20 protein-coding genes and 1 rRNA gene are annotated in these 26,397 nt (G+C 43.1%); 10 read left to right on the top strand and 11 right to left on the bottom strand.

What is annotated here, in order from left to right; genetic code table 11:
• Window positions 1-275 precede the first annotated feature (275 nt).
• Genes hemC through C9J47_RS24485 form a run of 4 tightly spaced genes read left to right on the top strand, consistent with a single transcriptional unit; the run spans window position 276 to window position 4,435 of the window.
• On the top strand, window positions 276-1,208 hold the full coding sequence (hemC, locus tag C9J47_RS24500; RefSeq protein WP_107256462.1) for a hydroxymethylbilane synthase: 933 nt from the start codon (window positions 276-278) through the stop codon (window positions 1,206-1,208).
• Window positions 1,208-1,963 carry a uroporphyrinogen-III synthase gene (locus C9J47_RS24495; protein WP_107256330.1) on the top strand — a complete coding sequence of 252 codons (756 nt, stop codon included), beginning with the start codon at window positions 1,208-1,210 and terminating at the stop codon, window positions 1,961-1,963. Before hemC ends, C9J47_RS24495 begins: the two co-directional genes overlap by 1 nt.
• A gap of 4 nt (window positions 1,964-1,967) precedes the next feature.
• A complete protein-coding gene (hemX, locus tag C9J47_RS24490) occupies window positions 1,968-3,251 on the top strand; it encodes a uroporphyrinogen-III C-methyltransferase (RefSeq protein WP_107256328.1) in 1,284 nt (427 codons plus the stop codon).
• Entirely contained in the window at window positions 3,248-4,435 is a 1,188-nt protein-coding gene (locus C9J47_RS24485; RefSeq protein ID WP_107256326.1) for a heme biosynthesis protein HemY, read from the top strand. The genes hemX and C9J47_RS24485 overlap by 4 nt, the downstream gene beginning before the upstream one ends.
• 365 nt (window positions 4,436-4,800) lie before the next feature.
• Here C9J47_RS24485 and C9J47_RS24480 read toward each other — a convergent pair whose 3' ends face one another.
• The 3 genes from C9J47_RS24480 to C9J47_RS24470 form a co-directional block, all read right to left on the bottom strand.
• Entirely contained in the window at window positions 4,801-5,292 is a 492-nt protein-coding gene (locus C9J47_RS24480) for a hypothetical protein (protein WP_107256324.1), read from the bottom strand.
• Between the two features lie 48 nt (window positions 5,293-5,340).
• Window positions 5,341-6,111 carry a class I SAM-dependent methyltransferase gene (locus C9J47_RS24475; RefSeq protein ID WP_107256460.1) on the bottom strand — a complete coding sequence of 257 codons (771 nt, stop codon included), beginning with the start codon at window positions 6,109-6,111 and terminating at the stop codon, window positions 5,341-5,343.
• 104 nt (window positions 6,112-6,215) lie between these two features.
• Entirely contained in the window at window positions 6,216-9,365 is a 3,150-nt protein-coding gene (locus tag C9J47_RS24470; RefSeq protein ID WP_107256321.1) for an ABC transporter substrate binding protein, read from the bottom strand.
• A 166-nt stretch (window positions 9,366-9,531) separates the two neighbouring features.
• On the opposite strand from C9J47_RS24470, the gene asnC reads away from it, so the two are divergent.
• A complete protein-coding gene (gene asnC / locus C9J47_RS24465; protein WP_107256319.1) occupies window positions 9,532-9,993 on the top strand; it encodes a transcriptional regulator AsnC in 462 nt (153 codons plus the stop codon).
• Window positions 9,994-10,161: 168 nt separating this feature from the next.
• Here asnC and fre read toward each other — a convergent pair whose 3' ends face one another.
• The 6 genes from fre to trxA all read right to left on the bottom strand — a co-directional run bounded on the left by fre (window position 10,162) and on the right by trxA (window position 16,353).
• Window positions 10,162-10,872: an NAD(P)H-flavin reductase gene (gene fre / locus C9J47_RS24460; RefSeq protein WP_107256457.1), complete on the bottom strand. Its 711-nt coding sequence runs from the start codon at window positions 10,870-10,872 to the stop codon at window positions 10,162-10,164.
• 27 nt (window positions 10,873-10,899) lie between these two features.
• Window positions 10,900-11,181, bottom strand: a complete 282-nt coding sequence (locus tag C9J47_RS24455; protein WP_006233413.1) for a 2Fe-2S iron-sulfur cluster-binding protein — start codon at window positions 11,179-11,181, stop codon at window positions 10,900-10,902.
• 19 nt (window positions 11,182-11,200) lie between these two features.
• Window positions 11,201-13,096 carry a 4-hydroxy-3-polyprenylbenzoate decarboxylase gene (ubiD, locus tag C9J47_RS24450; protein ID WP_107256317.1) on the bottom strand — a complete coding sequence of 632 codons (1,896 nt, stop codon included), beginning with the start codon at window positions 13,094-13,096 and terminating at the stop codon, window positions 11,201-11,203.
• A 188-nt stretch (window positions 13,097-13,284) separates the two neighbouring features.
• On the bottom strand, window positions 13,285-14,322 hold the full coding sequence (locus tag C9J47_RS24445; RefSeq protein ID WP_245903619.1) for a hypothetical protein: 1,038 nt from the start codon (window positions 14,320-14,322) through the stop codon (window positions 13,285-13,287).
• Window positions 14,323-14,564: 242 nt separating this feature from the next.
• Window positions 14,565-15,830 (bottom strand): transcription termination factor Rho, encoded by a 1,266-nt coding sequence (gene rho, locus C9J47_RS24440; RefSeq protein ID WP_006233410.1) that lies wholly within the window; start codon window positions 15,828-15,830, stop codon window positions 14,565-14,567.
• 196 nt (window positions 15,831-16,026) lie between these two features.
• A complete protein-coding gene (gene trxA, locus C9J47_RS24435; RefSeq protein WP_107256313.1) occupies window positions 16,027-16,353 on the bottom strand; it encodes a thioredoxin TrxA in 327 nt (108 codons plus the stop codon).
• A gap of 113 nt (window positions 16,354-16,466) precedes the next feature.
• Between trxA and rhlB the strand changes: the two genes are divergently transcribed.
• A complete protein-coding gene (rhlB, locus tag C9J47_RS24430) occupies window positions 16,467-17,780 on the top strand; it encodes an ATP-dependent RNA helicase RhlB (RefSeq protein ID WP_107256311.1) in 1,314 nt (437 codons plus the stop codon).
• 12 nt (window positions 17,781-17,792) lie between these two features.
• The gene (gppA, locus tag C9J47_RS24425) at window positions 17,793-19,286 is read left to right on the top strand and encodes a guanosine-5'-triphosphate,3'-diphosphate diphosphatase (protein ID WP_107256309.1); all 1,494 of its coding nucleotides are present in this window, start codon (window positions 17,793-17,795) and stop codon (window positions 19,284-19,286) included.
• Between the two features lie 88 nt (window positions 19,287-19,374).
• Here the strand turns inward: gppA and prlC are convergent, their stop codons facing one another.
• Window positions 19,375-21,417 carry an oligopeptidase A gene (prlC, locus tag C9J47_RS24420; RefSeq protein ID WP_107256306.1) on the bottom strand — a complete coding sequence of 681 codons (2,043 nt, stop codon included), beginning with the start codon at window positions 21,415-21,417 and terminating at the stop codon, window positions 19,375-19,377.
• 256 nt (window positions 21,418-21,673) lie between these two features.
• Between prlC and C9J47_RS24415 the strand changes: the two genes are divergently transcribed.
• From C9J47_RS24415 to C9J47_RS24405, 3 genes are all read left to right on the top strand, one after another.
• Entirely contained in the window at window positions 21,674-22,513 is an 840-nt protein-coding gene (locus tag C9J47_RS24415) for a 23S rRNA (adenine(2030)-N(6))-methyltransferase RlmJ (RefSeq protein ID WP_107256304.1), read from the top strand.
• Between the two features lie 173 nt (window positions 22,514-22,686).
• Window positions 22,687-24,042 carry a glutathione-disulfide reductase gene (gene gorA, locus C9J47_RS24410; RefSeq protein WP_107256302.1) on the top strand — a complete coding sequence of 452 codons (1,356 nt, stop codon included), beginning with the start codon at window positions 22,687-22,689 and terminating at the stop codon, window positions 24,040-24,042.
• Window positions 24,043-24,359: 317 nt separating this feature from the next.
• A complete protein-coding gene (locus C9J47_RS24405; RefSeq protein ID WP_006233403.1) occupies window positions 24,360-25,724 on the top strand; it encodes a YjiH family protein in 1,365 nt (454 codons plus the stop codon).
• Between the two features lie 555 nt (window positions 25,725-26,279).
• On the opposite strand, the gene rrf is transcribed toward C9J47_RS24405, so the two are convergent.
• Window positions 26,280-26,395: ribosomal RNA gene (gene rrf, locus C9J47_RS24400) — 5S ribosomal RNA — on the bottom strand.
• Window positions 26,396-26,397: the final 2 nt, after the last annotated feature.

Genomic DNA, 26,397 nt, shown 5'->3' with positions numbered 1-26,397 from the left:
GTTAGTGACGATTTGTGACAGGTTATTAATGGCTAGCAATAAAACTAAATGGTCTATCCTTTGTTTCTTCAAGCTAGTATATACGACTTAAGCCACAAGTAATGGCACTGTAATACTTTTTTCACTTGAATATTATGTGAGAAATATCACATTATTTACAGCACATATCAAGACAATACTGCGTGAACGCACTGAGCACAATAAGTGAATTATCATCCAGCCCCTTGAATGGTACGATTAGTGTGATTAACGCGAACTTTATGGACCCTATTTTTATGACCGATAAACCGATCCGCATTGCTACTCGTAAAAGCCCACTTGCAATGTGGCAAGCTGAATTTGTACAGGCAGAACTGGAAAAAGCACATCCAGGCTTAGTGGTTGAATTGGTACCTATGGTAACCAAAGGCGACATAATTCTGGATACTCCACTTGCCAAGGTTGGCGGTAAAGGTCTATTCGTTAAAGAACTCGAAGTCGCAATGTTGGAAGGGCGTGCAGATATCGCAGTACACTCAATGAAAGATGTGCCTGTTGAATTTCCGGAAGGCCTTGGTCTTGTGACGATCTGTGAACGCGAAGACCCACGCGATGCATTCGTCTCGAATACCTACAACAGTATTGCAGAATTGCCTGCAGGCTCTATTGTCGGCACATCTAGCCTACGTCGACAGTGCCAACTTCGTGCACAACGCCCAGATTTAATCATTAATGATTTACGCGGCAACGTGAATACACGTCTGCGTAAACTCGACGAAGGTCAGTATGATGCAATCATTCTTGCATGCGCAGGGCTAATGCGTTTAAAAATGCATGATCGTATTCGCTCTGCTATTGAGCCAGAAGAAAGTCTACCCGCAGTTGGTCAAGGTGCAGTAGGCATTGAATGTCGTTTGGATGATCACCGTGTTAGAGCGCTACTAGCGACCCTTAACCACCCTGAAACAGCAACACGCATTTTTTGTGAACGTGCAATGAACAACCACCTACAAGGCGGCTGCCAAGTACCTATCGGCAGTTACTCTGAGCTACAAGGTGATCAAATTTGGTTACGTGCTTTAGTGGGTGAACCAGATGGCAGCAAAATGGTGCGTGGTGAGATAACAGGACCAGCCATTAACGGTGAAGCATTGGGCACCCAACTTGCCGAACAACTACTGGCTGACGGTGCAAAAGAAATTTTAGACGAGCTTTACGGCAACGCATAATGAGTATATTGATCACCCGTCCAGAACCGGATTGCCACGAACTAACTCAGCAACTCAATGCTGCGGGGATCAATGCGATAGCTCAACCGTTACTCACAATCAAGGCTGGTAATGACCTACCAGACTTGATTAATAAGCTAAAAAACTTGAAAACTGATGATTTTCTGATTGTTATCAGTGTTCATGCAGTCAATTTGGCCCACAATTATTTGATGTCACAGGATGTCTGCTGGCCAAAAAACGTGCATTATATAGCCGTTGGACATAAAACAGCCGCAACGTTAAAGAGAGTGACAGGTCAAAAGGTCATCTCTCCACAAACGCGTTGCGATAGCGAAGGGTTACTCGCGCTGCCTGAATTGGCTAATGTAACTGATCGCCAAATCCTTATTTTACGAGGAAATGGCGGACGAGAACTGATCCATCAAACGCTAACAGAACGCAATGCAAAAGTAAGTTACTGTGAAACTTACCAGCGCACTTGGCTAGCATTAAATGGAGAGGCACTTTGCCGCACTTGGCAGGCACAGAATGTGTCAACTTTAGTGGTGACGAGCGGTGAACAACTCGCGTATTTAACACATTTAGTTCCAAAACAATATCTGACTTGGTTTTTTCAATGTCACCTTTTCGTACCAAGCCAGCGTATTGCTAACCAAGCCAAAAACCTTGGTTATAAAAATTTTTCCACCGTGGGTAGTGCTTCAAATAAAGCACTCTTCACGTTCCTAAGTAAGATAGGCTCGATGGGATAATCGGATGACTGATAAAAAAACCAATAATGATAGCGCTGCAACTAACAACCAAGCTGCAGGGGCAAAAACAACCAATAAGCAGGGCCAATCAAGTGCGAAAGCACAGGCACCGCAAACCTCTACACAGCGTGAAGCAGCTAAAGCTGAAGCAAATAAAACGGCTTCAACGGTAAGTTCTTCAGCAGCACCAAAAGCGACTGAAGCAAAAGCTGAGACCAATACCACAGAGAGAAAAGCAGCAGCTAAACCAGCAACGCCACCAGCAGAAAAGAAAAGTGGCAGTAAAACTGGTGCTATCGCTATTGCTCTTGTTATCGCACTTGGCGCTGGTTTGTATTACCACGGTCATCAACAAGGTCTTGCACAAGAAGCTCAAATTGCTGCACTACAACAGCAAATAGCCAATATCACCAACCAAGTGCAAACCAGCCAAAAAGAAACCATTGGACAGGTTGATCAAAGCCTACAACGCACACAAGTTGTTATTGAGCAGCAAGATAAATCTATTTCCAGTTTACAACTTGCCTTATCTGAAATGGAAGGTCGCCGTCCTAACGATTGGCTACTTGCAGAAGCAGATTATTTAATCAAAATGGCAGGACGTAAATTATGGCTCGAACATGATGTGATAAGTTCAACCACACTGCTTGAATCTGCCGATCATCGCATTGCAGAACTAAACGACCCAAGTCTACGTAATGTACGTAAAGCCATGAGCAACGACATTACTTCGTTGAAGGCGGTTGCTCGTATTGATCGCGATGGTTTAGTACTACGCTTAACAAGTTTACAAGAGCAAGTAGCAACCCTACCGCTAGCCAATGCGATAATTCCAGAAGCTAAATCTGTTGAAGAGAATGTCGTTTCAACCTCTGTTGATGATTGGCAAACAAACCTTAAAACATCACTGCAAAATTTCAGCGAGCACTTTGTCACCTACCGCCAACGCGATGGCAGCGTTATTCCTCTCCTTTCGCCTAAGCAAGATTTCTACCTGCAAGAAAATATTAAGTCGAAGCTAGAAACAGCCATTCACTCAGTGTATCGCGAGCAAGGTGAGGTTTATGCAACGTCGTTAACGATGGCTAAAGAATGGGCAGAACAGTTCTATAATATTGACGACCCAGCGACGCAAAGCTTTATCAATACGCTTGATCAGCTCGCGAAAGAAAACATAGAAGCTAGCTACCCAGACAGATTACAGTCACAACCAATTATCTCAGATCTAATCAACGAACGTTTACGCGGCAAAATCAAGCCACTCAGCTCAGAGGAGAATCCAGCATGATTAAACTTTTACTGCTGGTAGCTGCTCTGATTGCAGGTATTGTCGTCGGTCCTATGCTTGCAGGTAATCAAGGCTATGTCTTGATCTCTGCCGCTAACCAGACTATCGAAATGAGCCTCACCACGCTCATTTTATTAGTGGTTGTTCTATTTGGTGTATTCTTCTTAGTAGAAACCATTCTTAAGCGTTTACTATCAGCTGGCAGCTCAACACGCGGCTGGTTCAGTGGTCGTAAAGTGCGTAAAGCACGAGTACAAACATCAAATGGTTTAATGAAAGTTATTGAAGGTGATTGGAAACAAGCAGAAAAGCTTGTTGTTAAATCAGCAAAACATAGTGACACACCATTACTAAACTACCTTGCAGCAGCAGAAGCAGCACAAGGTCAAGGTAATGCCACACTGCGTGATCAATACCTTCTGCAAGCAGCAGAGCTTGATGATAACAGCCTCGCCGTTGCATTAACGCGTGCTAAATTGCAGTACCGTCAAGCGCAATACGAACAAGCATTAGCAACACTGCAAGACATCAAACAAAATAACAGCCGCAACCCTATTTTGTTAGCTCTGCTAAAAGACTGCTATATCCAACTAGAAGACTGGCAACCGCTATTAAACTTATTGCCACAACTAGAAAAGACGGGCGTATTAACCACACAACAGGCGACGGACTTAGAGCTACAGGCAGAATGTGGCTTAATGGCACATATCGGTCAACACAGCGGTAGTGATGGCTTAATGGGCCACTGGAATGCACTGAGTCGAAAAGCTAAGCAACGCCCAGAGTTGATTTGTTGTTTTGTCAAAGAGATGATTAAACGCAAAGCTGATTCAGAGGCTTACACAGTATTATGCGACTCACTGAAAAAGCAGACCGATCCTCGGCTTATTTCATTAGTCGCTGAGCTCAATTTGCCAGATGTACACCCTGCGATTGTACGCCTGCAAGACCTACTGCGTTTCGATAGCAGCAACCCAGCAACTCATAGTGCCTTGGGTCAACTGTTTATTCGAGAACAGAAATGGGAAGAAGCAAAAACACATTTCGAACAAGCGATAAAACTTGGTCCAACAGTGTCAGATTATGCTTACCTTGTAGAGGTACTTGATAAATTAAATGATAACCAAGGTGCTGCAGATGTTTCACGTCAGGCATTGACCTTAGCGCTTCCAGCCAAAAGCTAACATTTAATTAACATACTATTCTTTATCAAAAAGCACTCGTAAGGGTGCTTTTTTATACCCTAAGGTCATCAAATATACGCTATAAATGGATAATTGTTACCAAGTGTTAATAGTTATTTCAGCTTATATCTACCCCATTGATAGCAGAATGTAAAAGTTATTCAATGTAGTCTCTAGTCGCTACTTGTTGGATAACGCACTATGGATATGCTTCCGTGGATGATAGTTTCAGGTATTGTTGTTTCTGTGATCACTTGTTTGATGACAGCGGTTCTAATTAAAGAATCTTAATACGACAATCGATGAAATATAAAAAAGCCTCCCTAATGGAGGCTTTTTTGCGGGTGAAACTTCTGTTCAACGCATTACAGATTTAAGGCTTTCTTCGCCTTTTTTAATGCTTTGTTATATTGCTTTACGGCTTTGGCTGCTTGCTTTAATTGCTTATTCTTTTTCTTCGCAAGCTTTTTCAATTTCTTCGCCTGCTTATTGGTAAAAACAACATCAGGTTTTGCCTGTTCTTGCTCAATAATTACCATCGCTTGAAGCTGCGCTTGCGCACCCATAGAAAGTGTAGGCAATGAATGCACTGTGGTTTGAGATATTGCATTCGTAACGGGTAAGTTCTGGGTCATCACAGGCGCAACGCCTGAAGTTGTAACCGCGACAGGCACACGATTCGCAGGTTTACTCTTAGTAAGTTTTCCAAGCGCACTAGGCTTACATAAATAAGCTTTATCGTTTGCTGAACGTGCACAACTGCTGCACACATATTTTGGCTGACTAATAATACTCGTGATCGTCGAAAATTTATCTGCAATCTCAATACGACGAAACTTACACAAAGTTTTGGTCATCTTTACCCCAGCAAACGCTAATCATTATCAGTTAGATTACCTAATAATTTACGTCATTGCAGCTTTTACATACACATCAAATCGATTTTTCTTCGTTTCAATTGCCGTTGAGGGCTTAGCATTTGCTAAAAACTCTGCATAATCAGGACGTTTTACCACAACACGTTTCGTTGCTAATGCCATAGCCGGTGCAAATAAACTGTCGGCATCGTTATCTGCACCCACTAACGTTTGAAATACACGCATTTCTTTTTTAACTAAAGCCGATTTTTTCTTATGTGGATACATAGGATCAAGATACACCACATCAGGAGCAATAAAGTCGGGGTCTTCAACCAACTTAACTAATGCATCGTGGCTTGAAGCGTGCAGTAACGATAAACGCTCACTAATCCACCCTCCAATCTCAGGATCTTGTTTTGCTCGCGTTAACCCGTCATCCAACAATGCTGCAACCACAGGATGACGCTCAACCATTTGCACCGTACAACCTAACGATGCCAATACAAAGGCATCACGCCCTAAACCAGCGGTACCATCCAGCACTCGCGGCATTACCCCTTTCTTCAAACCAACCGCTTTGGCTATCGCCTGACCACGACCGCCACCAAACTTACGTCGATGCGCCGCCGCGCCACTGACAAGATCGACAAATACCGCTCCCAATTTCGCTTCGTCTAATTTACGTAGCTCAAGCTGGGTGTCTGTCAGAACTAACGCAAAAATACTGTTTTCATCGTGGCTCAGACCCCAGCGTTGTGCTAATTCATCCAGTTCATTCTGGCGTTCTGGGTTTTCACAAATTAAAGCTAACTGCACAACACTCTCCGGTTCTAACATTGTCTTAGCACTTCTCTTCACAATCACACCGTGATAGAGGTTTAGGCTGGTTCAACTGAATATAATGCTAATAAGGCGCAGGATTATAGCACCGAGATTTCATCTTGGCTTAATTCCGCCACTAATTCCGCTAAAGGCTTTGGCTTACCAAACAAATAACCTTGCGCGTAATCCACCCCAAGGCTTTGCAGGCGCATTAAAATAGCTTCATTTTCAACAAATTCAGCGACCGTCTGCTTGCCCATTTTTTTTGCAAGTTCATTAATCGCTTTCACCATCGCAAAATCCATTTCATCTTCAGCAATATCACGCACAAACATGCCGTCAATTTTAATAATATCGACAGGCATCCGTTTCAAGTAACCAAAGGAGGATAATCCCGAGCCAAAATCATCCAACGCAATAAGACAGCCAAGGTTCTTAAGTTGAGTAAACAATTGAATGGCTTCACTCATATTACCGATTGCCGCGGTTTCCGTAATTTCTAAACACAGCTTTGATGGAGGTAAACCTGAATCACGAATCTGCTCAATCAAGAAACCGACAAAGTCTCGATTCCCCATCGATTGCCCCGATAGGTTAATCGAGCATAATTCTAGCTTTTCAACTGCCTCTTTGTTGGCTTGCAGCCACTCAATAACCCCTTTTACAACATAACGATCAATCAGGTGAGCGATATTGTAACGCTCAGCGGCAGGCATAAAGAGCCCTGGAGACACCATACTGCCATCACTGTTACGCATTCTTACCAATATTTCATAATGCTGCTTCGTCGAGCCAGATGCCACAGGTGCAATTTGCTGGGCATGCAATTCAAATCGCTGTTCAGCTAATGCTTTGTGAATATGGTTCACATATTCCATTTCCAACTCGCGACGTTTGAGCTCTTCATCGTCAGGGTGATAGAGGTGCAGACGATTACGCCCTTCGTCTTTGGCGGCATAGCAAGCAGTATCTGCCTGCGCATGAACCTGTTGAGGAGAGCCTGCCGTCTCATCAATCAAACGAATACCTAACGAACAACTAAAGCTAAAGCGGGTGTTTTGCCAGAAAAACTCAGCCCCTTCTAACAAGTGTAGAATTTCATCACCAAATGTCACTGCTTCGTATTGTGTACAGTGGCGTAAAATAATGGCAAATTCATCCCCACCTAAACGCGACAATGTCGCATGTTCTGGGGTTATGTCTTGTAGCAATAATGCCACCTGCCTTAAGGCTTCATCACCAGCTTCATGCCCTGCGGTATCATTTATCACTTTAAATTGATCTAAATCGATATAAAACATCGCATGACGAATATCATTTTCTCTAGCTTCGACTAAAACATTTTCTAACTGAGTTTCAAAGTAATTGCGATTAAGTAATCCGGTAAGGTAATCATGGCACGCCTGATATTCCAATTTTTCTTCCAGCTCTCGTGTTGAGGTTATATCTTCCCCCACCAGCAAAAGCTGCAATTTCGATTGGGTTGAACGAATGGTTTCACGTACCCATACCGATTTACCTTCTGCACACTTATATCTAACTTGCCGGCGCCAAACAATTTGATCGTCATTCAACCTAGAGTTTGAAATAAATTGTTGCGGCAAAACGTCATTATCTAAGTAAAAGTCAGTTACTTTATGTCCCAGCATATCGCGTTTTTTATAACCCAATAAATCGGCAGCAAACTGATTAACCGACTGAATCCGCGCTTGACTGTCGATGGCTAAAAGAATGACGGGTTGCTGCTCGTAGAGTAAGCGGTAGCTCACTTCACGCTCGCGTAATTTATCTTCCATCTGGTGACGTGAGGTAACATCACGCGCTTCAATCAACACTTGCTCACTTTCACCTTGAGCCGTCGGCATGTTTTTGACCGAAATATCTAATACCCGTATCCCATCATCAATACTTTGCACTGGCGCTTCAAAACGAAGAAGCTGCCCTTGTTGGGCTGAGATAAATGTCTGGCTGAGTTTAACGGCAGTTTCTTGTTGCCAGCAATGCCAGCGCCATAACGGACGATCATATTTAATGATCTTATGCCCCAGCAAATTCTGTAAGGCGAGGTTACCGGAGATCAATACGCCGTTTGAGTCTAGAATACCAATATATTGAAAACTTTGATCAAACACCCCCTCAAACAAGGCTTGGCTTTGTTGTAATTGTTGTTCGCTCTTTCGTAACTGACGAATCATCAGTACTAATAAAACAATCACCACCCCCATCAATGCAACCGAGATACTGAGTGCTTTCAGTTCTTTATTATAATACTCATACCAGGTAATTGGCTTATTGATTAGCAATGCATATTGATCGACAACCGTTAACCCCCAGCGCTTAAGCTGTTGGTAGTTAAACGCAATTTGGGTTGAGTTATTAATAAACTCAGGTATTTCACCTTGTTTTCCATTGAGGACTTTCACCAACAGTGAGCCCATTTTACGGCCTTGTTCAACCCCGCTTGTGACGACCCCGCCAGTCGCGCCAAGATCCAGCATATAACGATAAGAAACGTATACCGGTGCAGAAACCCGCTCAGTGAACTGCTGTAAAAAAACATCACTCGCCATATAATGCCCTGTACTATCTTTAAAATAGCTCAGAAAAATCACAGCTGAATCGGGAGGAAGCTTACTCGCATGATCAAATAACGCTGAGAACTCCTCAATGGGAAGCCGCGTGAATTGGACACCATTAATGGGGGCTTGTGCCAAATAACGTTCAACTTTTGCCCAAAAAGTTCGCCCGGTATATGTGTCATCCGCTAAAAAGTAGATATGTTTTAGGTTTGGCTGTAATGAACGCACCAATTGAATATTATCAGCCACACTATCAACCTCTAATACGCCTGTAACAAACTTCAGCTGCTCATGCTTCGCTGGTGTGTAATCATTAATTCCACCCAAAATTATCGGTGTATTACCCACTTCATCGGCAAGTTGATTCACTAACCACAAGGCATAATCATCCGTCACCACGATCGCATCAAATTTCTCATTAGCTAACTTATCGCGATAAATCTCTAATCGCTTGGCAAGATCGAATTCAGATTGATAGCGTTTGGTATCCATATAACTGACATTCAATGGAATATTATAAGGCCGTGTTGTTGCCTCTAATCCCGCTTGTAAGGCGTCGGTCCACAACAATCCTTGATGATAAGAGTGAATAACGAGGGTATTTTTTGCCGGCTCAGCAAAAGATGGGAGTGTGAGAAAACCCATCAAGAATAAAATAATAAAACGCATAAACGACAACAGGATCCTGGTAACCTGGAATGAGGTGAATCAGCCACTGAGCACTGTCATTCCTTTACAGTGCTTATAACTCTATTTTATTGTTAGGTATGAATCTGGGATTTAAACCAGTATAAGATATGAGCTGTTACGTATAAACAATGGATTGACGAAAATCATGACCCAGCACCCTCGAATTGATGACTTAGACCGCGATATTTTAAAAGCCTTAATGCATGATGCCAGAATACCTTATGCCGAAATGGCAAAACGTTTTAATGTAAGCCCGGCTACCGTGCATGTTCGGGTAGAAAAAATGCGAACATCAGAAATCATCACAGGAACAGAAGTGGTGGTAAACCCTAAATTATTGGGCTATGACGTATGTTGTTTCATTGGTATTAATTTAAATGCTGCACGCGATTACCATTCAGCCATAGAAAAGCTCAAAGAATTGGATGAAGTCGTTGAGGCATATTACACCACTGGCGCTTATAACATTTTCGTTAAACTGATGTGCCATTCGATTGAAGAGTTGCAATATGTACTCATTGATAAGCTTCAAGCTATCGATGAAGTGCAATCGACTGAAACATTAATTTCGCTACAGAACCCAATCAACCGCAATGTGAAACCTTAGCGCCAGCCCAATACCCGTGCTGCTTTTTTGGCAGAATGGCTGAAAATAATACGGTTCAAATAGAAAAGGCGAGATCGATAATCTCGCCTTTCAATATTCACCGTTAAACTAACACAGTTTTGGAATCAGCGACTAACCTCAGATAGCCACACGCTACTCATCGTATTTTTAAATAAATGCAAATGCATCAGCAAACATACGCTCGCGATCTGCACCTTTTTCTGCCGTAAATTGCTCACGAGCCGCGCCAGCCATTTCAAAACGACCACACAAATAAATGTCGTACGCTGATAGACTAACAAAATCATTGCTAACGGCTTCTAGTACATTTCCTGTTTTACCAACCCACTCTTTCGGTGCATCTTCAACGACAGGTATATAGGTAAGGTTACTGTGCTGTTTCGCTAATGCTTGCAGTTCATCGTGCGCATAAAGCTGGCAAGCATCACGCCCGCCCCAATAAACAAAGATAGGTTGAGTAACACCACGGCTTAAGCAGTTATCTAAGATACTACGTACATAAGAAAAGCCCGTGCCACCAGCAATCATCAATAACGGTTTGTCGCTATCATCACGAACCCAAGCATCACCATGCGGTGCTTCAATTTCAACGGTTGTACCATTTGCTAACGCTGTCTTCATGGCTTCAACCACTTCAATCGCATAAGGGTTATGCTCTGCAGCGCCGATATGTAATTCAAGCTCACCGTCACGGCAAGGGCTGCTTGCTATCGAAAATGGACGCTTATCTTTCTCACCCATTACCGCGAGTAGATACTGACCCGCTTTATAATCAACATTCTGTTCTGGCTTTAGCAGAATACGAAATGTATTGCAGGCAAGTGGCTCTACTGACGTCACTTCACATTTGGTGGGCATTGCTGTTATCGCTGACATTATATTCCTCTAATCTAACTGTAAAACCACATCGCTCTGCGCGACGGCCTGACAGGTAAACATCCAACCTTGCGCCTGCTCTTTCTCTGTAAGCATAGGCTCTAGTTGGTAGCTTATCTCGCCAGAAACTTTTTGGCACATACACATCGCACATGCTCCAACCTGACAACGGTTAGGGAAAGCAACACCTGCGTTGAGCGCTGCCTCTAAGATCGTTTCTTGCTCGCTGGCAATAAAAACAAGATCATGAGGCAATAGGTGTATTTGATGCTTCGTTTCAGTTTCTGACATCGTGAATTAACCTAAATAGTTAATCTAAAATACCCAGTTCGTTCCAGATGGCATCCACCTTTGCAACGATTACTGGATCTTTGGTAATAGGTGTACCCCATTCGCGAGCCGTTTCACCTTGCCATTTATTGGTCGCATCTAGTCCCATTTTAGAGCCTAGACCGACAACAGGCGAAGTAAGATCCAATGAATCTATCGGCGCATTGGCGATCAGTAATGTATCGCGGCTTGGATCCATTCGGGTGGTGATCGCCCAAATAACATCATTCCAATCGCGTACATTGACATCATCGTCACATACAATCACAAATTTCGCATCCGTAAACTGGCTCAGAAACGACCAGACTCCGTCCATCACACGAGTCGCATGGCCTGCAGCATCTTTTTTGATACTCACGATGGCCATACTATTTTTATCCGCTTCTTGCGGTAAATAGAAATCGACAATCTCTGGAAATTGCCCGAGTAAACTGCGCGTACCCGTTTCAATATCGAAATCCGGCTTTGCCTGACTGGTTCCGCAAGGCGTACTCGCCGTTTCAGCATCCCACTTTATTGTGGCATCAAGCCCCATCTTTGAGCCAAGACCAACTACAGGAGATGCAAAGTCGAGTGAATCAATCGGTGTGTTTTCTATCAGCAGAGCATCACGAACCGGATCCATCCTTGTTGTCATAGCCTGAATAACACTATTCCAATCACGTGCGTTCACGTCATCATCAAGGACAATTACAAATTTTGTGTACATAAACTGACGTAAAAAAGACCACACCCCCATCATCACGCGTTTCGCATGACCCGGATATTGTTTTTTCATTGTGACGACGGCCATGCGGTACGAACAACCTTCAGGCGGTAAGTAAAAATCCACAATTTCGGGGAACTGCTTTTGCAAAATAGGCACAAAAACTTCGTTGAGTGCTACCCCTAATACTGCAGGCTCATCAGGCGGACGTCCCGTATACGTACTGTGATAGATAGGGTCTTCACGCATCGTTATATGCGTAATGGTAAACACATGATGACGTTCAACTTCATTGTAGTAACCCGTGTGGTCACCATACGGACCTTCATCTGCAAATTCATTAGGATCGATGTAGCCTTCAAGCACAATTTCAGCACTTGCTGGTATATCTAAGTCGTTACTAAGGCTCTTAACGACTTCCGTTTTGCTACCACGTAGCAAGCCTGCAAATGCATACTCAGATAAAGTATCTGGCACCGGGGTAACCGCACCCAGAATTGTCGCTGGATCAGCACCAAAAGCCACAGAAATAGGAAACGGTTCGCCAGGATGAGTGTCCATCCAGTCACGCAGATCTAACGCACCACCACGGTGAGCCAACCAACGCATAATGATCTTATTTTTTGCAATTTTTTGCTGGCGATAAATACCCAAGTTCTGACGAGGTTTATTCGGCCCTTTGGTAATCGTTAAGCCCCATGTTAACAGTGGTGCAACATCATCAGGCCAACAGCTCATTACTGGAATTTTATCTAAATCAACATCGTCACCTTCCCAGATCACTTGCTGACAAGGCGCTTTACGCAGACGTTTCGTTGGCATGTTCAATACTTGTTTGAACACGGGAAGCTTATCCATGGCATCCCGAAAACCGCGAGGGGGCTCAGGTTCTTTTAAGTAAGCAAGCAATTTTCCGACTTCACGTAACTCTTTAACATCTTGGCGGCCCATGCCCATCGCTACGCGTTCAGGGGTGCCAAAAAGGTTCGCGAGTATCGGAATATCATAACCAATAGGGTTTTCAAACAATAATGCTGGACCACCCTCACGTAAAGTACGGTCACAGATTTCAGTAATTTCCTGATTTGGATCGATAGGCTGCTTAATGCGCTTTAATTGACCTTCTTGTTCGAGGTAATCAATAAAGTCTCGCAGATCCTTAAATTTCATAGGGGCTACCCGTTGCCAATAAAAGATTAAATAGCGTTGGTGCCATGTAAAACATGACGACTATCTTCCATCAAATTAGCGACATTATAACGATTTGTTAACTTGAACACACGGTTCTTACCTCTGAATACCAGAATAAGCACCAACCGTTCGCGGTAACAAAACATGTAGCCTGTTTATACAAGGTACTAAGGTAAATTAGCCAATGCCGATTGTAAGTTTTTTTGTAATACCTTGTTACCACTGGATTCAGCCAATTTTTCTAGCCAACTGCTATAACCCTGCTGAGCTAACTGCACGGCAACAACTTTTCCATCATCCACTTCATTGAGTTTCCCTTGTAGGAATTCACGAGTCTGTGGTGGCATAGGCTTTAATAACACTAACGAACGGTAGGCTTGTTGCTTTAATGATGGGTTACTGGTTGCAGCCATTAATTGCTCAATCGCTTGAGGCTCGGGGGCCTTATTCACTAAGCGAGTAAGCTCTGCTTGACTGTATTGGTCTGTACGACGCCGCCATAGTAAACGGTACATTGACTCATCACCGGTTTGCTTAGCTAGACTGGCAATGATCGCGTTATCAGGCAGCCACATCAATTGGGGATCAGAAGAGAATTGAGCCACTAGTTTATTAAGTGCCATCGATGAAAGATCTGGCAATTTTTCGAGGAAGATATCACGTTGTTCTTTTTGATGATTAATATCCCCAGCGAGCCATTTTGATAATACCAGTGAACCGTCTTCGGCTTGGAGTACCATTTTTTCGGCAGACAGTATCTGCTGCCAATGCTGCACTAACTTTCGGGCCTGAGTCCCGTATGGAAATGCGGCTTTAGTCACAAGATAGCCATCGCCCTGCTCTATAATCGTAAAGGTTGATTGACGCTCTGCCTGAACCTGCAACCAATTCGCTTTATCTTGATCAAGCTGGCCATAACTCACAGCATGCTGAATAAGCTGGCTACGAACGGATTCTTGTTTCAATGGGGAAATTTGGTAAAGGTTAAATTCGAGGGCACGAAAATCACTCTTATCGTACAGCCTAATTAATGCAGCAACACGGTTAACCACTTGAGGCGATATCGAAACCTCATGAACTTTTTTTTCAGTGACCTCAACCGCCAAAGCAGATTGAACACATCCTGCAAGTAGCAAGACGACCATGCACATTCCTTGTCGCATGTTGCCTCCTAAATAGAAAGGACAACCTTTTAACGTATTCATACGATGACCATCTTGATGCTTTCATATGTCGTAAGGTTGTATTGATTCAATGAAATTGGGCATATTGTAAATTTAAATCAGAGACAAATTTCAATCCGATGAAATATACTCGCGATTAAAATACGCAATCAATTGAATACTGTTTGATTTTTGTTTTACCACTGCAGTATGCCGGAATTTTGTCCTATAAAAAACGCCACACAAGGTGGCGTTTTATCAAACTGTGACGTAAACAGTTTCGATTATGATTTCTGACGACGCATTGCGTCAAAGAATTCATTATTCGTCTTCGTCATAGACAGTTTGTCGATCAGGAATTCCATGCTGTCTGTTTCGCCCATTGGGTGAACAATCTTACGCAGGATCCACATTTTCTGTAATTCGTCAGGTTTAGCCAATAACTCTTCACGACGAGTACCAGAGCGGTTGAAGTCAATCGCAGGGAATACACGTTTCTCAGCAATCTTACGAGATAGGTGCAATTCCATGTTACCTGTACCTTTAAACTCTTCGTAGATAACTTCATCCATCTTAGAGCCGGTATCAACCAATGCTGTCGCGATGATAGTTAAGCTACCACCTTCTTCAACATTACGTGCAGCACCGAAGAAACGCTTAGGACGGTGAAGGGCGTTAGCATCAACACCACCTGTTAGTACCTTACCAGATGAAGGAACAACGGTGTTGTATGCGCGCGCTAGACGTGTGATTGAGTCAAGCAGGATAACAACGTCTTTCTTGTGTTCAACAAGACGTTTTGCTTTCTCGATAACCATTTCTGCCACTTGTACGTGACGTGATGCTGGCTCATCAAACGTTGATGCAATAACCTCACCTTTAACTAGGCGTTGCATCTCGGTTACTTCTTCCGGACGCTCATCGATAAGTAAAACCATCAACTCACACTCAGGGTGGTTGTGGGCAATACTTTGTGCAATATTTTGAAGCAAGATGGTTTTACCCGCTTTAGGCGGAGCAACAATCAGACCACGCTGACCTTTACCAATTGGAGATGCTAAATCAAGAACACGTGCAGTGATATCTTCGGTTGAGCCGTTACCACGTTCCATACGCATACGATCGTTCGCATGCAGTGGAGTCAGGTTTTCAAATAAGATCTTATTACGTGCGTTATCTGGCTTGTCGTAGTTAACTGCATTTACTTTAAGTAATGCGAAGTAACGCTCGCCATCTTTCGGTGGACGAATCTTTCCGGCAACTGTATCACCAGTACGAAGATTGAAACGACGAATCTGGCTTGGAGAAACATAAATGTCATCAGGGCCAGCAAGGTAAGAACTATCTGAAGAGCGAAGGAAGCCGAAGCCATCTTGAAGTATTTCTAGAACACCATCGCCAAAAATATCCTCACCACCTTTCGCGTGTTGTTTGAGAATAGAGAAGATAATGTCTTGTTTTCTCAAGCGCGCTAGATTCTCTAGGCCCAAGCTTTCGCCAAGTGCGACCAACTTTGGAATGGGTTGGTTCTTCAGTTCTGTAAGATTCATAGTGGTGGGTTTCTTGTCTGTCAAAATCGGGGTTCTATTTTAGTTTAAGATAGAGTTGACCAAGGGGCTGGTCAAGAAATGAACGGAATAGCAATTTATGTGCATTACGTTAGCACTAAAGATTCCTTCCGTCTAGCATAGACGGAAGACAAACTATGTACAACTTAGAAATTGCACATAGTTCACATAAAGCTGCTTATAAGTTCGCGTCAAGGAACTCTTTTAGCTGGGTCTTAGAAAGAGCACCCACTTTCGTTGCAGCCACACCACCATCTTTAAATAGTAATAATGTTGGGATGCCACGAATGCCAAATTTTGGCGGTGTTGCTGAGTTTTGATCGATATTTAATTTACCGATTGTCACTTTGCCTTCGTACTCGTTGGCGATTTCGTCAAGAATTGGGGCAATCATCTTGCAAGGACCACACCATTCAGCCCAAAAATCGACCAATACCGGACCAGCAGCATTCACTACATCGCTGTCAAAAGTTGCGTCTGTTAGCTGCACAATCTTGTCGTTCATCTTCCACTCCAATGGTTGATTTTTTAGCTGATTTTATTTTTAACCAGCAAATCGTTGCCCTATTTGAATGGAATACGTTTCGTATTGCAACCCTAAGCTGATATTCTATACGAATGAAGACGACTCACATCACAGAGCAGAAATTTGCTGACCTAGGTTTACACCCTACGGTTTTACAAGGACTGGACGCACAAGGGTTTCATAATTGTACCCCGATCCAAGCTTTAGCATTGCCGGTTGTGCTCACCGGCCAAGACATCGCAGGTCAGGCTCAAACAGGTACAGGGAAAACCCTGGCTTTTTTGACCGCGACTTTTAATCATTTGCTACTTAATCCAGCATCGGATGAGCGCAAAACTAACCAGCCTCGCGCTATTATCATGGCACCAACCCGTGAACTGGCTATCCAGATTTACAATGATGCCGCGCCACTACTTGCAAGTACCGGTCTAAAAGCTGGTCTAGCATATGGTGGTGAAGCGTATGAAAAGCAACAGAAAGTATTTGCTGAAGGCGTTGATATCCTTATCGGTACTTGTGGTCGTATTATCGACTTCTACAAACAGCGTGTTATCGACTTAGCCTCTATTCAGGTGGTTGTACTTGATGAAGCCGATCGCATGTTCGATTTAGGTTTTATTAAAGACATTCGCTTTTTGTTCCGTCGCATGCCAGCACCTAAAGCACGTTTGAACATGTTGTTCTCTGCAACATTATCTTACCGTGTGAAAGAGCTCGCATTCGAACACATGAACAGCCCTGAAAGTGTGGTTGTTGAACCGGATCAAAAAACGGGACACCGTATTCAAGAAGAGCTTTTCTATCCTTCTAATCAGGAAAAAATGCGTCTTCTACAGACTCTAATCGAAGAAGAGTGGCCAGATCGCGCTATTATCTTTGCTAATACAAAGCACCGTTGTGAAGACATCTGGGGTCACCTAGCTGCCGATAACCACCGTGTTGGTCTATTGAATGGCGATGTACCGCAGAAAAAACGTGTTCGTATTCTAGAACAGTTCACCCAAGGTGATATCGATATTCTAGTGGCTACCGATGTGGCTGCTCGTGGTTTACATATTCCACAAGTAACACACGTTTATAATTACGATCTACCTGATGATGCTGAAGATTACGTACACCGTATCGGTCGTACTGGTCGTGCAGGCGAAAGCGGTAGTTCAATCAGTTTTGCATGTGAAGAATACGCAATTAACCTTCCTGCTATCGAAACTTACATTGAACACCCAATTCCATTATCAAAGTATAACTCTGACGCATTGTTAGACGAGCTACCAGCACCGCTTCGCCTTCAGCGAACGCCGCGTCAAGGTGGAAACCGTCGTCCTAATGGAAACCGCCAGGGGCAAGGACAATCACGTCCTCGTAATAATAACCGACGTCATCCACAATCACAGAAGCAACAATAAGAACATATGCCTATGGAAAGGAATTCAATATCACCGCTATATGCCGCAATTGATTTAGGCTCTAATAGCTTTCATATGTGGATTGTTCGTGAAGTCGCTGGCAGTGTGCAAACTCTGGCTAAAATTAAACGTAAAGTGCGTTTAGCGGCAGGGCTGAATAGCCAAAACGAATTGAGCGAAGAAGCAATGCAACGCGGATGGGACTGTCTCAGTCTATTTGCAGAACGTTTACAGGATATACCTGCTGAGCGTGTTCGCATTGTTGGTACTGCGGCACTTCGTACTGCAGTCAATGCTGATATATTTCTTTCCAAAGCAAAAGATATCCTTGGTAGCAAGGTCGATGTGATTCCCGGAGAAGAAGAAGCCCGGATTATCTATCAAGGTGTAGCCCACACCTCTGGTGGCAGTGACAAGCGTTTAGTAGTCGATATTGGTGGTGCGAGTACCGAAGTCATTATTGGCGAGGGCTTTGATGCCAGCGCATTAACCAGCCTGAAAATTGGCTGTGTGACTTGGTTAGAGCGCTACTTCAAAGATCGCTACTTAACGGCTGAAAATTTTGACGCTGCCATTAATGCTGCAAAAAATGCGATTGAGCCAATCGTTGAGCAGTATACCCAGCTAGGCTGGGAAACTTGTGTGGGTGCCAGTGGTACCGTACAAGCCCTGCAGGAAATCATGCTGGCCCAAGGAATGGATGAAATCATCACCCTTCCGAAGCTAAAGCGCATGCAGCGCCAAGCAATGCAGTATGAACGCTTAGAAGACTTAGATATTGAAGGTCTGACTCTGGAACGCGCGCTGGTCTTTCCGAGCGGCTTATCCATTTTAATCGCTGTGTTTGAATCATTGAACATAGAATCAATGACTCTGGCTGGCGGCGCCCTACGTGAAGGTATGGTGTATGAAATGATGAGCAAAATGCGTCACCATGATGTACGTGAACGTACACTTACCAGCGTTCAAGAGCGTTTTCAGCTCGATACCAGTCACGCAAGTGCGGTGACTAATACTGCGATGGCGTTACTATCTCGTTGCGATGAAGAATGGCAATTAGAACCTCAGGCACAATATCTGCTTCATGCAAGCGTATGTTTACATGAAATCGGTACCAGTATTGAGTTCAAGAAAAGCGGTGAACATGCCGCTTACCTGATCAATCACATTGATTTACCAGGCTTTACTCGCGCACAAAAATATTTGATAGCAGAATTACTGCGTCGCTTCCGCGAGCAGTTAACGAGTCTACCGGAACAGCATGCACTGTCAGCTCAAAGTGCTGCCCGTATTTTACGTCTGTTACGTTTAGCCGTCATTCTCTGTCATCGTCGTGATCACAACCAGCAGCCGCCATTTAGTTTATCGGTCGCTGAGAACAAACTGGTTCTGACATTGCCAGCGGCTTGGCTATTAGCTAACCCGTTAAGCTGCGCTGAGTTACAGCAAGAAGCCACCCGTCAAACTGACATGGGTTGGCCTTTGGTTCTTGAAGAAAGCGAATAACGCTAATATTCACAACCTGTTCGATTAAAAAAGGCTCCCTCGGGAGCCTTTTTTATTACATCTTAACTTCACGTATTAATAATACAACTTAGCCTGTAATACCACAGTGACGTAGCATCGCATCCAATTGAGGCTCACGCCCGCGGAAACGTTTAAAAAGGTCCATAGGCTCTTCACTACCGCCACGCTCTAAAATGCAATGTAGGAAGTCAGCACCTGTTGCTTGGTTAAAAATACCCTCTTCCTCAAAACGAGAAAATGCATCAGCAGATAATAGCTCTGCCCATAGGTAACTGTAATAACCAGCACTGTAACCACCGGCAAAAATATGGCTAAAGCTATGCGGGAAACGTCCCCATTCAGGGCTAGGTACGACCGATACTCGTGATTTCACATCAAATAATGTTTCTAATACCTGGGCACCCACTTCTGGATCATAGTTGGTGTATAAGCTGAAATCGAACAGACCAAATTCCAGCTGACGCAAAATACCCATCGCGGATTGAAAGTTTTTTGCCGCCAACATTTTATCTAGCATTTCTTTCGGTAAAGGCTCACCCGTTTCAAAGTGACCAGAAATAAATGCCAACGCTTCTTCTTCCCAGCACCAGTTCTCGAGGAACTGACTCGGTAATTCAACTGCATCCCACGGCACACCATTGATACCAGAAACAGATGGCGCATCAACCTGCGTCAACATGTGGTGAATACCATGGCCAGTTTCATGGAATAAAGTGACCAATTCATCATGAGTAAACAATGCAGGCTTATCGCCAATGGGTTTATTAAAGTTACACGTTAGGTATGCGACAGGGGTTTGTAAGCCACCATCGGCACATATGCGACGTACGGCACACTCATCCATCCATGCACCGCCACGCTTGTGTTCACGGGCATACAAATCAAGATAAAAACTGCCACGAAGCTCGCCAGTTGCATCAAAAATATCGTAGAAGGTAACAGTGTCATCCCATACCTCGACACCCTCGCGCTGCTTCACATCCATCCCAAAGACACGCTTAAGTACTTCAAACAAACCTGCGACGGCTTTTTCCTCAGGGAAATACGGGCGAAGCTGTTCATCTGAAATGCTATAACGGTGTTGTTTCAATTTCTCGGAATAAAAAGAAAAATCCCACGGTTCTAGATCTTCTGCACCAAATTCAGTTTTCGCATAGTCACGTAGCTCTGCCACTTCACGTTCAGCTTGAGGTTTTGCGCGTACAGCAAGATTATTAAGAAAACCCAATACTTGCTCTGGAGATTCCGCCATTTTCGTCGCAAGTGATTTTTCACTGTAAGTGTTAAAACCTAATAGACGTGCAATTTCATGGCTCAGCTTTAACTTTTCAGCAATGATTTCGCTGTTATCCCACTCACCAGCATTTGGACCACGATCTGAAGCACGAGTAACAAATGCTTGATACATTTCCTGACGTAATTCACGGTTGGCACAATAAGTCATTACTGGTAAATAAGAGGGAATTTCAAGCGTAAATAAGTAGCCTTCTTTATCCTTGGCTTCTGCATTCGCTTTTGCTGCTTGTATTGCGGATTCAGGCAAGCCTTCCAATGCCGACTCATCGGTAATCAGTTTGCTCCATCCCATCGTTGCATCTAACACGTTATTACTAAACGTTGATGCTAATTCTGAAAGTCGCTTACTAATTTCACCATAACGATGTTGCTCTTTTGCAGGTAAACCAATGCCAGACAGTTCGAAATCTTTGAGCGCATCGGTTATTGTTTTCTGCTGTGCTTGAGACAACGTAGCAAACTCATCACTCGCTTTAATGGCCTTATATGCTTCATATAAACCTTTGTGCTGACCCACCCACGTACCGTAATCCGATAAAATAGGTAAGCAGCTTTCATACGCTTCACGTAATTCAGCGCTATTTTTAACACCATTCAGGTGCCCGACAGGAGACCAAATACGGCTAAGTCGATCATCCGTCTCTGCAAGTGGGACACAAATCGTTTCCCAACTTGCCAAGTCGCTATTGGTGAGAACTTCTTCTACTTTCGCACGGCAATCGGCAATAGCCTGTTCAACAGCAGGCTTTATATGCTCTGGCTTTATCAGAGAAAATGGCGGTAAAGCCGTCATGGATAATAATGGGTTAGACATGCGCGTATCCTTAATTCTTTTATTATTGTTTAGATGTGTGTGCGGGCGTGTTAATTCAATCCCTTATTTACTCATTATGGTCGAACTGCTTGTAATATCTATCGATTAAATAAAACAAAACTGAATGTTACCCACAAGCTTTTATAGACGGCATTCATAGTGAACAACTAAAGTTCACCGCTCATCTGGATATTCATGGCTAATCCGCCATAATAGCCACACATAAATACTTTAAAATACGCACAGAGACCAATTCATGCTGAGTTATCGCCACAGCTTCCACGCTGGCAACCACGCCGATGTGGTTAAACATATAGTCCAAAGTTTGATCCTAGATGCACTCAAGCAAAAAGATAAGCCTTTCGTCTACCACGATACGCACTCTGGTGTGGGTCGTTATGATCTGCAAGATGAGCGAAGTGAAAAAACGGGGGAATTCAAACAAGGTATTGCACGCCTTTGGTCTCGTGATGATATTCCAGCTGAAATCACCTCTTATATCGAAGCAATAAAAGCGCTGAATGAAACAGAAGAACTGCGGTATTACCCAGGTTCACCGAGTGTTGCTCGCGCTCAGATACGTGAACAAGACCGTATGGTGCTAACTGAACTTCACCCAGCCGATTTTCCTTTATTATTGCAAGAGTTTCGAGGCGATCGCCAAGTACGTATGTATAAAGAAGATGCATTCTTACGATTAAAAGGTAGTTTACCCCCTAAAGAGCGACGTGGTGTGGTACTGATCGACCCACCTTATGAGCTTAAGCATGAATATATGGATGTCGTAAACGCGATAGCTGATAGCCATAAGCGCTGGGCAACGGGGACCTATGCAATTTGGTACCCTGTGGTTTACCGCGAAAACATCGATAAAATGCTTAAAGGTCTTGAGAAGTGTGGTATCCGTAATATCTTACAAATTGAATTAGGCGTTGAGCCAGATACGACCGAGCGTGGTATGACGGCTTCAGGCATGATTGTAATCAACCCACCATGGAAATTAGAGAGTCAAATGCAGACTATTCTTCCTTGGTTACAACAAGCTATTGCACCTAATCATGGTCACCATTCAATTACATGGGTAGTACCTGAATAAGAGTTAATACGATTATACCCCTTCAGTAAGGCGATATTTCAATCGCCTTCTTTCTATCTTCGATTAATGATCTAAGCTGAATCAGATTTCTCGATTCACACCTCTCGTAACTCTTCTATTTCTTGATTACACTAGGTTCAGCTCATAAATCATAAAATTAAGCGGAGAAAGTCATGGCGAAGCATTTTGATTACATTTGTATTGGTGGCGGAAGTGGCGGTATTGCATCCGCTAACCGTGCTGCAATGCATGGCGCAAAAGTTGCTCTAATTGAAGCAAAAGCACTGGGTGGCACCTGTGTAAACGTTGGTTGTGTACCGAAAAAAGTAATGTGGCATGGCGCTCAAATTGCTGAAGCTATCCATCTTTATTCAAAAGACTATGGCTTTGATGTTGATGTGAAAAGCTTCAATTGGAGCACTCTCGTCAAAAACCGTGAGGCATATATCGGTCGTATTCATCAAGCATATGACAATGTGCTTGGTAACAACAAAATCGAAGTAATTAATGGCTTCGCTAAGTTTGTTAATGAAACAACAATTGAAGTAAATGGCGAGCATTTAACAGCAGATCACATCCTAATTGCTGTAGGTGGCGAGCCAACAATCCCGAATATTCCTGGTGCTGAACATGGCATCGACTCAAATGGCTTCTTTGACTTGAACGAACAGCCTAAGCGTACAGCTGTCATTGGTGCAGGTTATATTGCTGTTGAAATTGCAGGTGTTTTAAGTGCATTAGGTACAGATACTCACCTGTTCGTTCGTAAAGAATCACCACTGCGTAGCTTTGATCCATTGATCGTTGAAACATTAGTGGAAGTCATGAATGCAGAAGGTCCAACCCTTCATACGCATTCAATTCCTAAAGAAATCATCAAAGAAGCTGATGGTTCAACAACATTACACTTCGAAAATGGTGAGTCGCACAATACCGACCTACTGATCTGGGCTATTGGTCGTAATCCAACGACAGATAAAATAAACCTAGCATCAACGGGCGTTGAAACTAATTCACGTGGTTATATCAAGGTTGATGAATACCAACAAACAAATGTTGCTGGTATTTATTGTGTTGGCGACATTATGGAAGGTGGTGTTGAACTGACTCCTGTAGCTGTTAAAGCAGGACGTCAGTTATCTGAACGCCTATTTAATGGTAAAACTGAAGCCAAGATGGATTACAAACTAATCCCTACTGTTGTATTTAGCCACCCACCGATCGGTACAATTGGTTTAACGGAACCGGAAGCTATTGCACAGTATGGCGAAGATAACGTTAAAGTGTATACGTCTGGTTTTACGGCTATGTACACTGCAGTTACATCTCATCGTCAGCCTTGTAAAATGAAGTTAGTTTGTGCTGGCCCTGAAGAAACAGTGGTTGGCTTACACGGTATTGGCTTTACAGTTGATGAGATGATTCAAGGCTTCGGTGTTGCAATCAAGATGGGTGCGACCAAAGCAGATTTCGATAGCGTTGTAGCCATTCACCCTACGGGCTCTGAAGAATTTGTTACTATGCGCTAAGTCGTAATAGGTAAAATATAAAGGGAGGCTAGTTAGCCTCCTTTTTTATTATCAGGAAAAAATAGAACTCGATAGCCAATAATTAAAAGCCATATGCTTTTTTATAACTTATTGATTTTACCTTTACAGCTCTCATACAAAGAATAAAAACCTCACAAATAGTGCATAAATAGACAATTCTGCACTTACAGTATTCCCAAATAGCCGTAAAAAATGTAACCTTCTCCCTCCTGATTATGGATAATCAGTGAATAGTTATTCCGCAAGGATAAAAAGCAGTCATTCACACTAGTGAATTTATAAGATAAAGGTTAATCATGCAGGATCAGGTACAAGCAAAGCCAATTACAACGGCCAATTGGCTTATGTTCCTTCTTCCCTCTCTATTAGGTGTCTTTCTTTTTATGGCACCCGTCGATTATCAGGGCACTATTACCATTCCGATCGCGATTTTAGCGAAAACAATTCAAACCCTATTTGATGATAAATTAACGGCGATAGTAACCTTTATCATTAGCTTTACTGCTGTTTTGTCCTTAATAACAAAAGTAGTTAAACCTAAATTTATTTTAAATAATAGCTTTCTAAATGGTCTACTGAACCCAACGATGGCATGGTTTATAGTGCAGCAACTAGGTGCTATTTTTGCAGTAATGACTTTCCTTAATATAGGACCTGAAGCGATTCACAGTGGTGATACTGGCGGGCTGGTACTCAATGACTTACTACCAGTATTATTTTCGGTGTTTATTTTTGCTGGTATGTTATTACCGTTATTACTTAATTTTGGTCTACTTGAATTTTTCGGTACCTTATTTACGAAAATAATGCGCCCAATCTTCGGCTTGCCAGGTCGTTCATCAGTTAACTGTATTGCATCATGGCTAGGTGATGGCAGTGTTGGCGTACTTCTTACAAGTAAGCAATATGAGACTGGTTTATATACTCAGCGTGAAGCAGCTGTCATTGGTACAACTTTCTCCGCAGTTTCTATTACCTTTAGCTTAGTGGTTATCGCACAAGTTAACTTGGAGCATATGTTTGCCCCATTTTACTTAACAGTTTGTTTAGCTGGTTTTGTAGCCGCGATAATCGTTCCACGTTTGCCACCACTATCGAATAAAAAGAATACCTACATTGATGGTTCAAAAGTATCGACAGACAATGAAGCAGTACCAGCTGGACACAACATATTTTCATACGGTATAGAGCAAGCCTTAAATAAAGCTCGCGAAGTAAAAAGCTTTCGAGCAATCGCACTTGATGGCCTAAAAAATGCCGTTGATATGGTTTTCGGCGTACTGCCAGTCGTAATGGCAATAGGTACCGTAGCGTTAGTAATTGCTGAAAATACACCAATTTTTGATTACCTAGGAATGCCATTTATTCCTTTCCTAGAATTGCTTCAAATTCCTGAAGCCACTGAAGCCTCTAAAACAATCGTTGTCGGTTTTGCGGATATGTTCTTACCCTCGATTCTAGCTTCAGGCATCGAAAGTGATCTGACTCGTTTTGTTATTGCAGCAATGTCGGTAACACAACTTATCTACATGTCTGAAATTGGTGCGCTGCTAATTGGTAGTAAAGTACCAGTAAAAGCATGGGAACTGTTTGTTATCTTCATTCTACGCACACTAGTAACTCTACCAGTCATCGCATTAATGGCACATATCATCTTCTAAGATACAAAAGCCTGCAGTTTTAACTGCAGGCTTCATTACCCCCCTCAGGCTTACCCTTCCCAATATCACCAATTCTATAATTTCATATCAACGCTACCATTCTTACCTCTTCAGATGATACCAACCAAAGAATAAGATTAGATAAAGACTTAGTCATAGGTATAAGCTCCTCCTCACCAACCAGACAGCTTTCAGCCCCCGCTACTAAGCTTACTTTTATATAGTTCATAGGCAACTAAGCATATAAGGCATTCTAGTTCTCCGTATTTTAGAAACAATCAATTATCACAGGAAGAATCATGATGCCGTTATGAATATGAGTAGGTAGCTAGAATGCGACAATGCTGTTTTTAGCCAATCAAGCGTTTAAGGATTATGGTGATATTGCAGGGAGAGTTTGTACTGCTTAGTAACAGATAGCTAAAAGGCGAGAAGACTATTTCAAGGGATAGAAGGCTGCTGGATCACTAGTTTTCTAGGTTGGAATAACAATAGATATTTTCACTGTATATACGAAAAAAGGCCATCCTTTCGGATGGCCTTCTTAAATTGGGCGCCTGGCGATGCCCTACTCTCACATGGGGAGACCCCACACTACCATCGGCGCAACTGCGTTTCACTTCTGAGTTCGGCATGGGATCAGGTGGAGCCACAGCGCTATGGTCGCCAGACA

The organism is Photobacterium indicum, assembly GCF_003026215.1.
In the GTDB taxonomy this organism is placed as follows: Bacteria; Pseudomonadota; Gammaproteobacteria; order Enterobacterales; family Vibrionaceae; genus Photobacterium; species Photobacterium indicum.
This window is presented reverse-complemented; position numbering and strand designations above follow the sequence as displayed.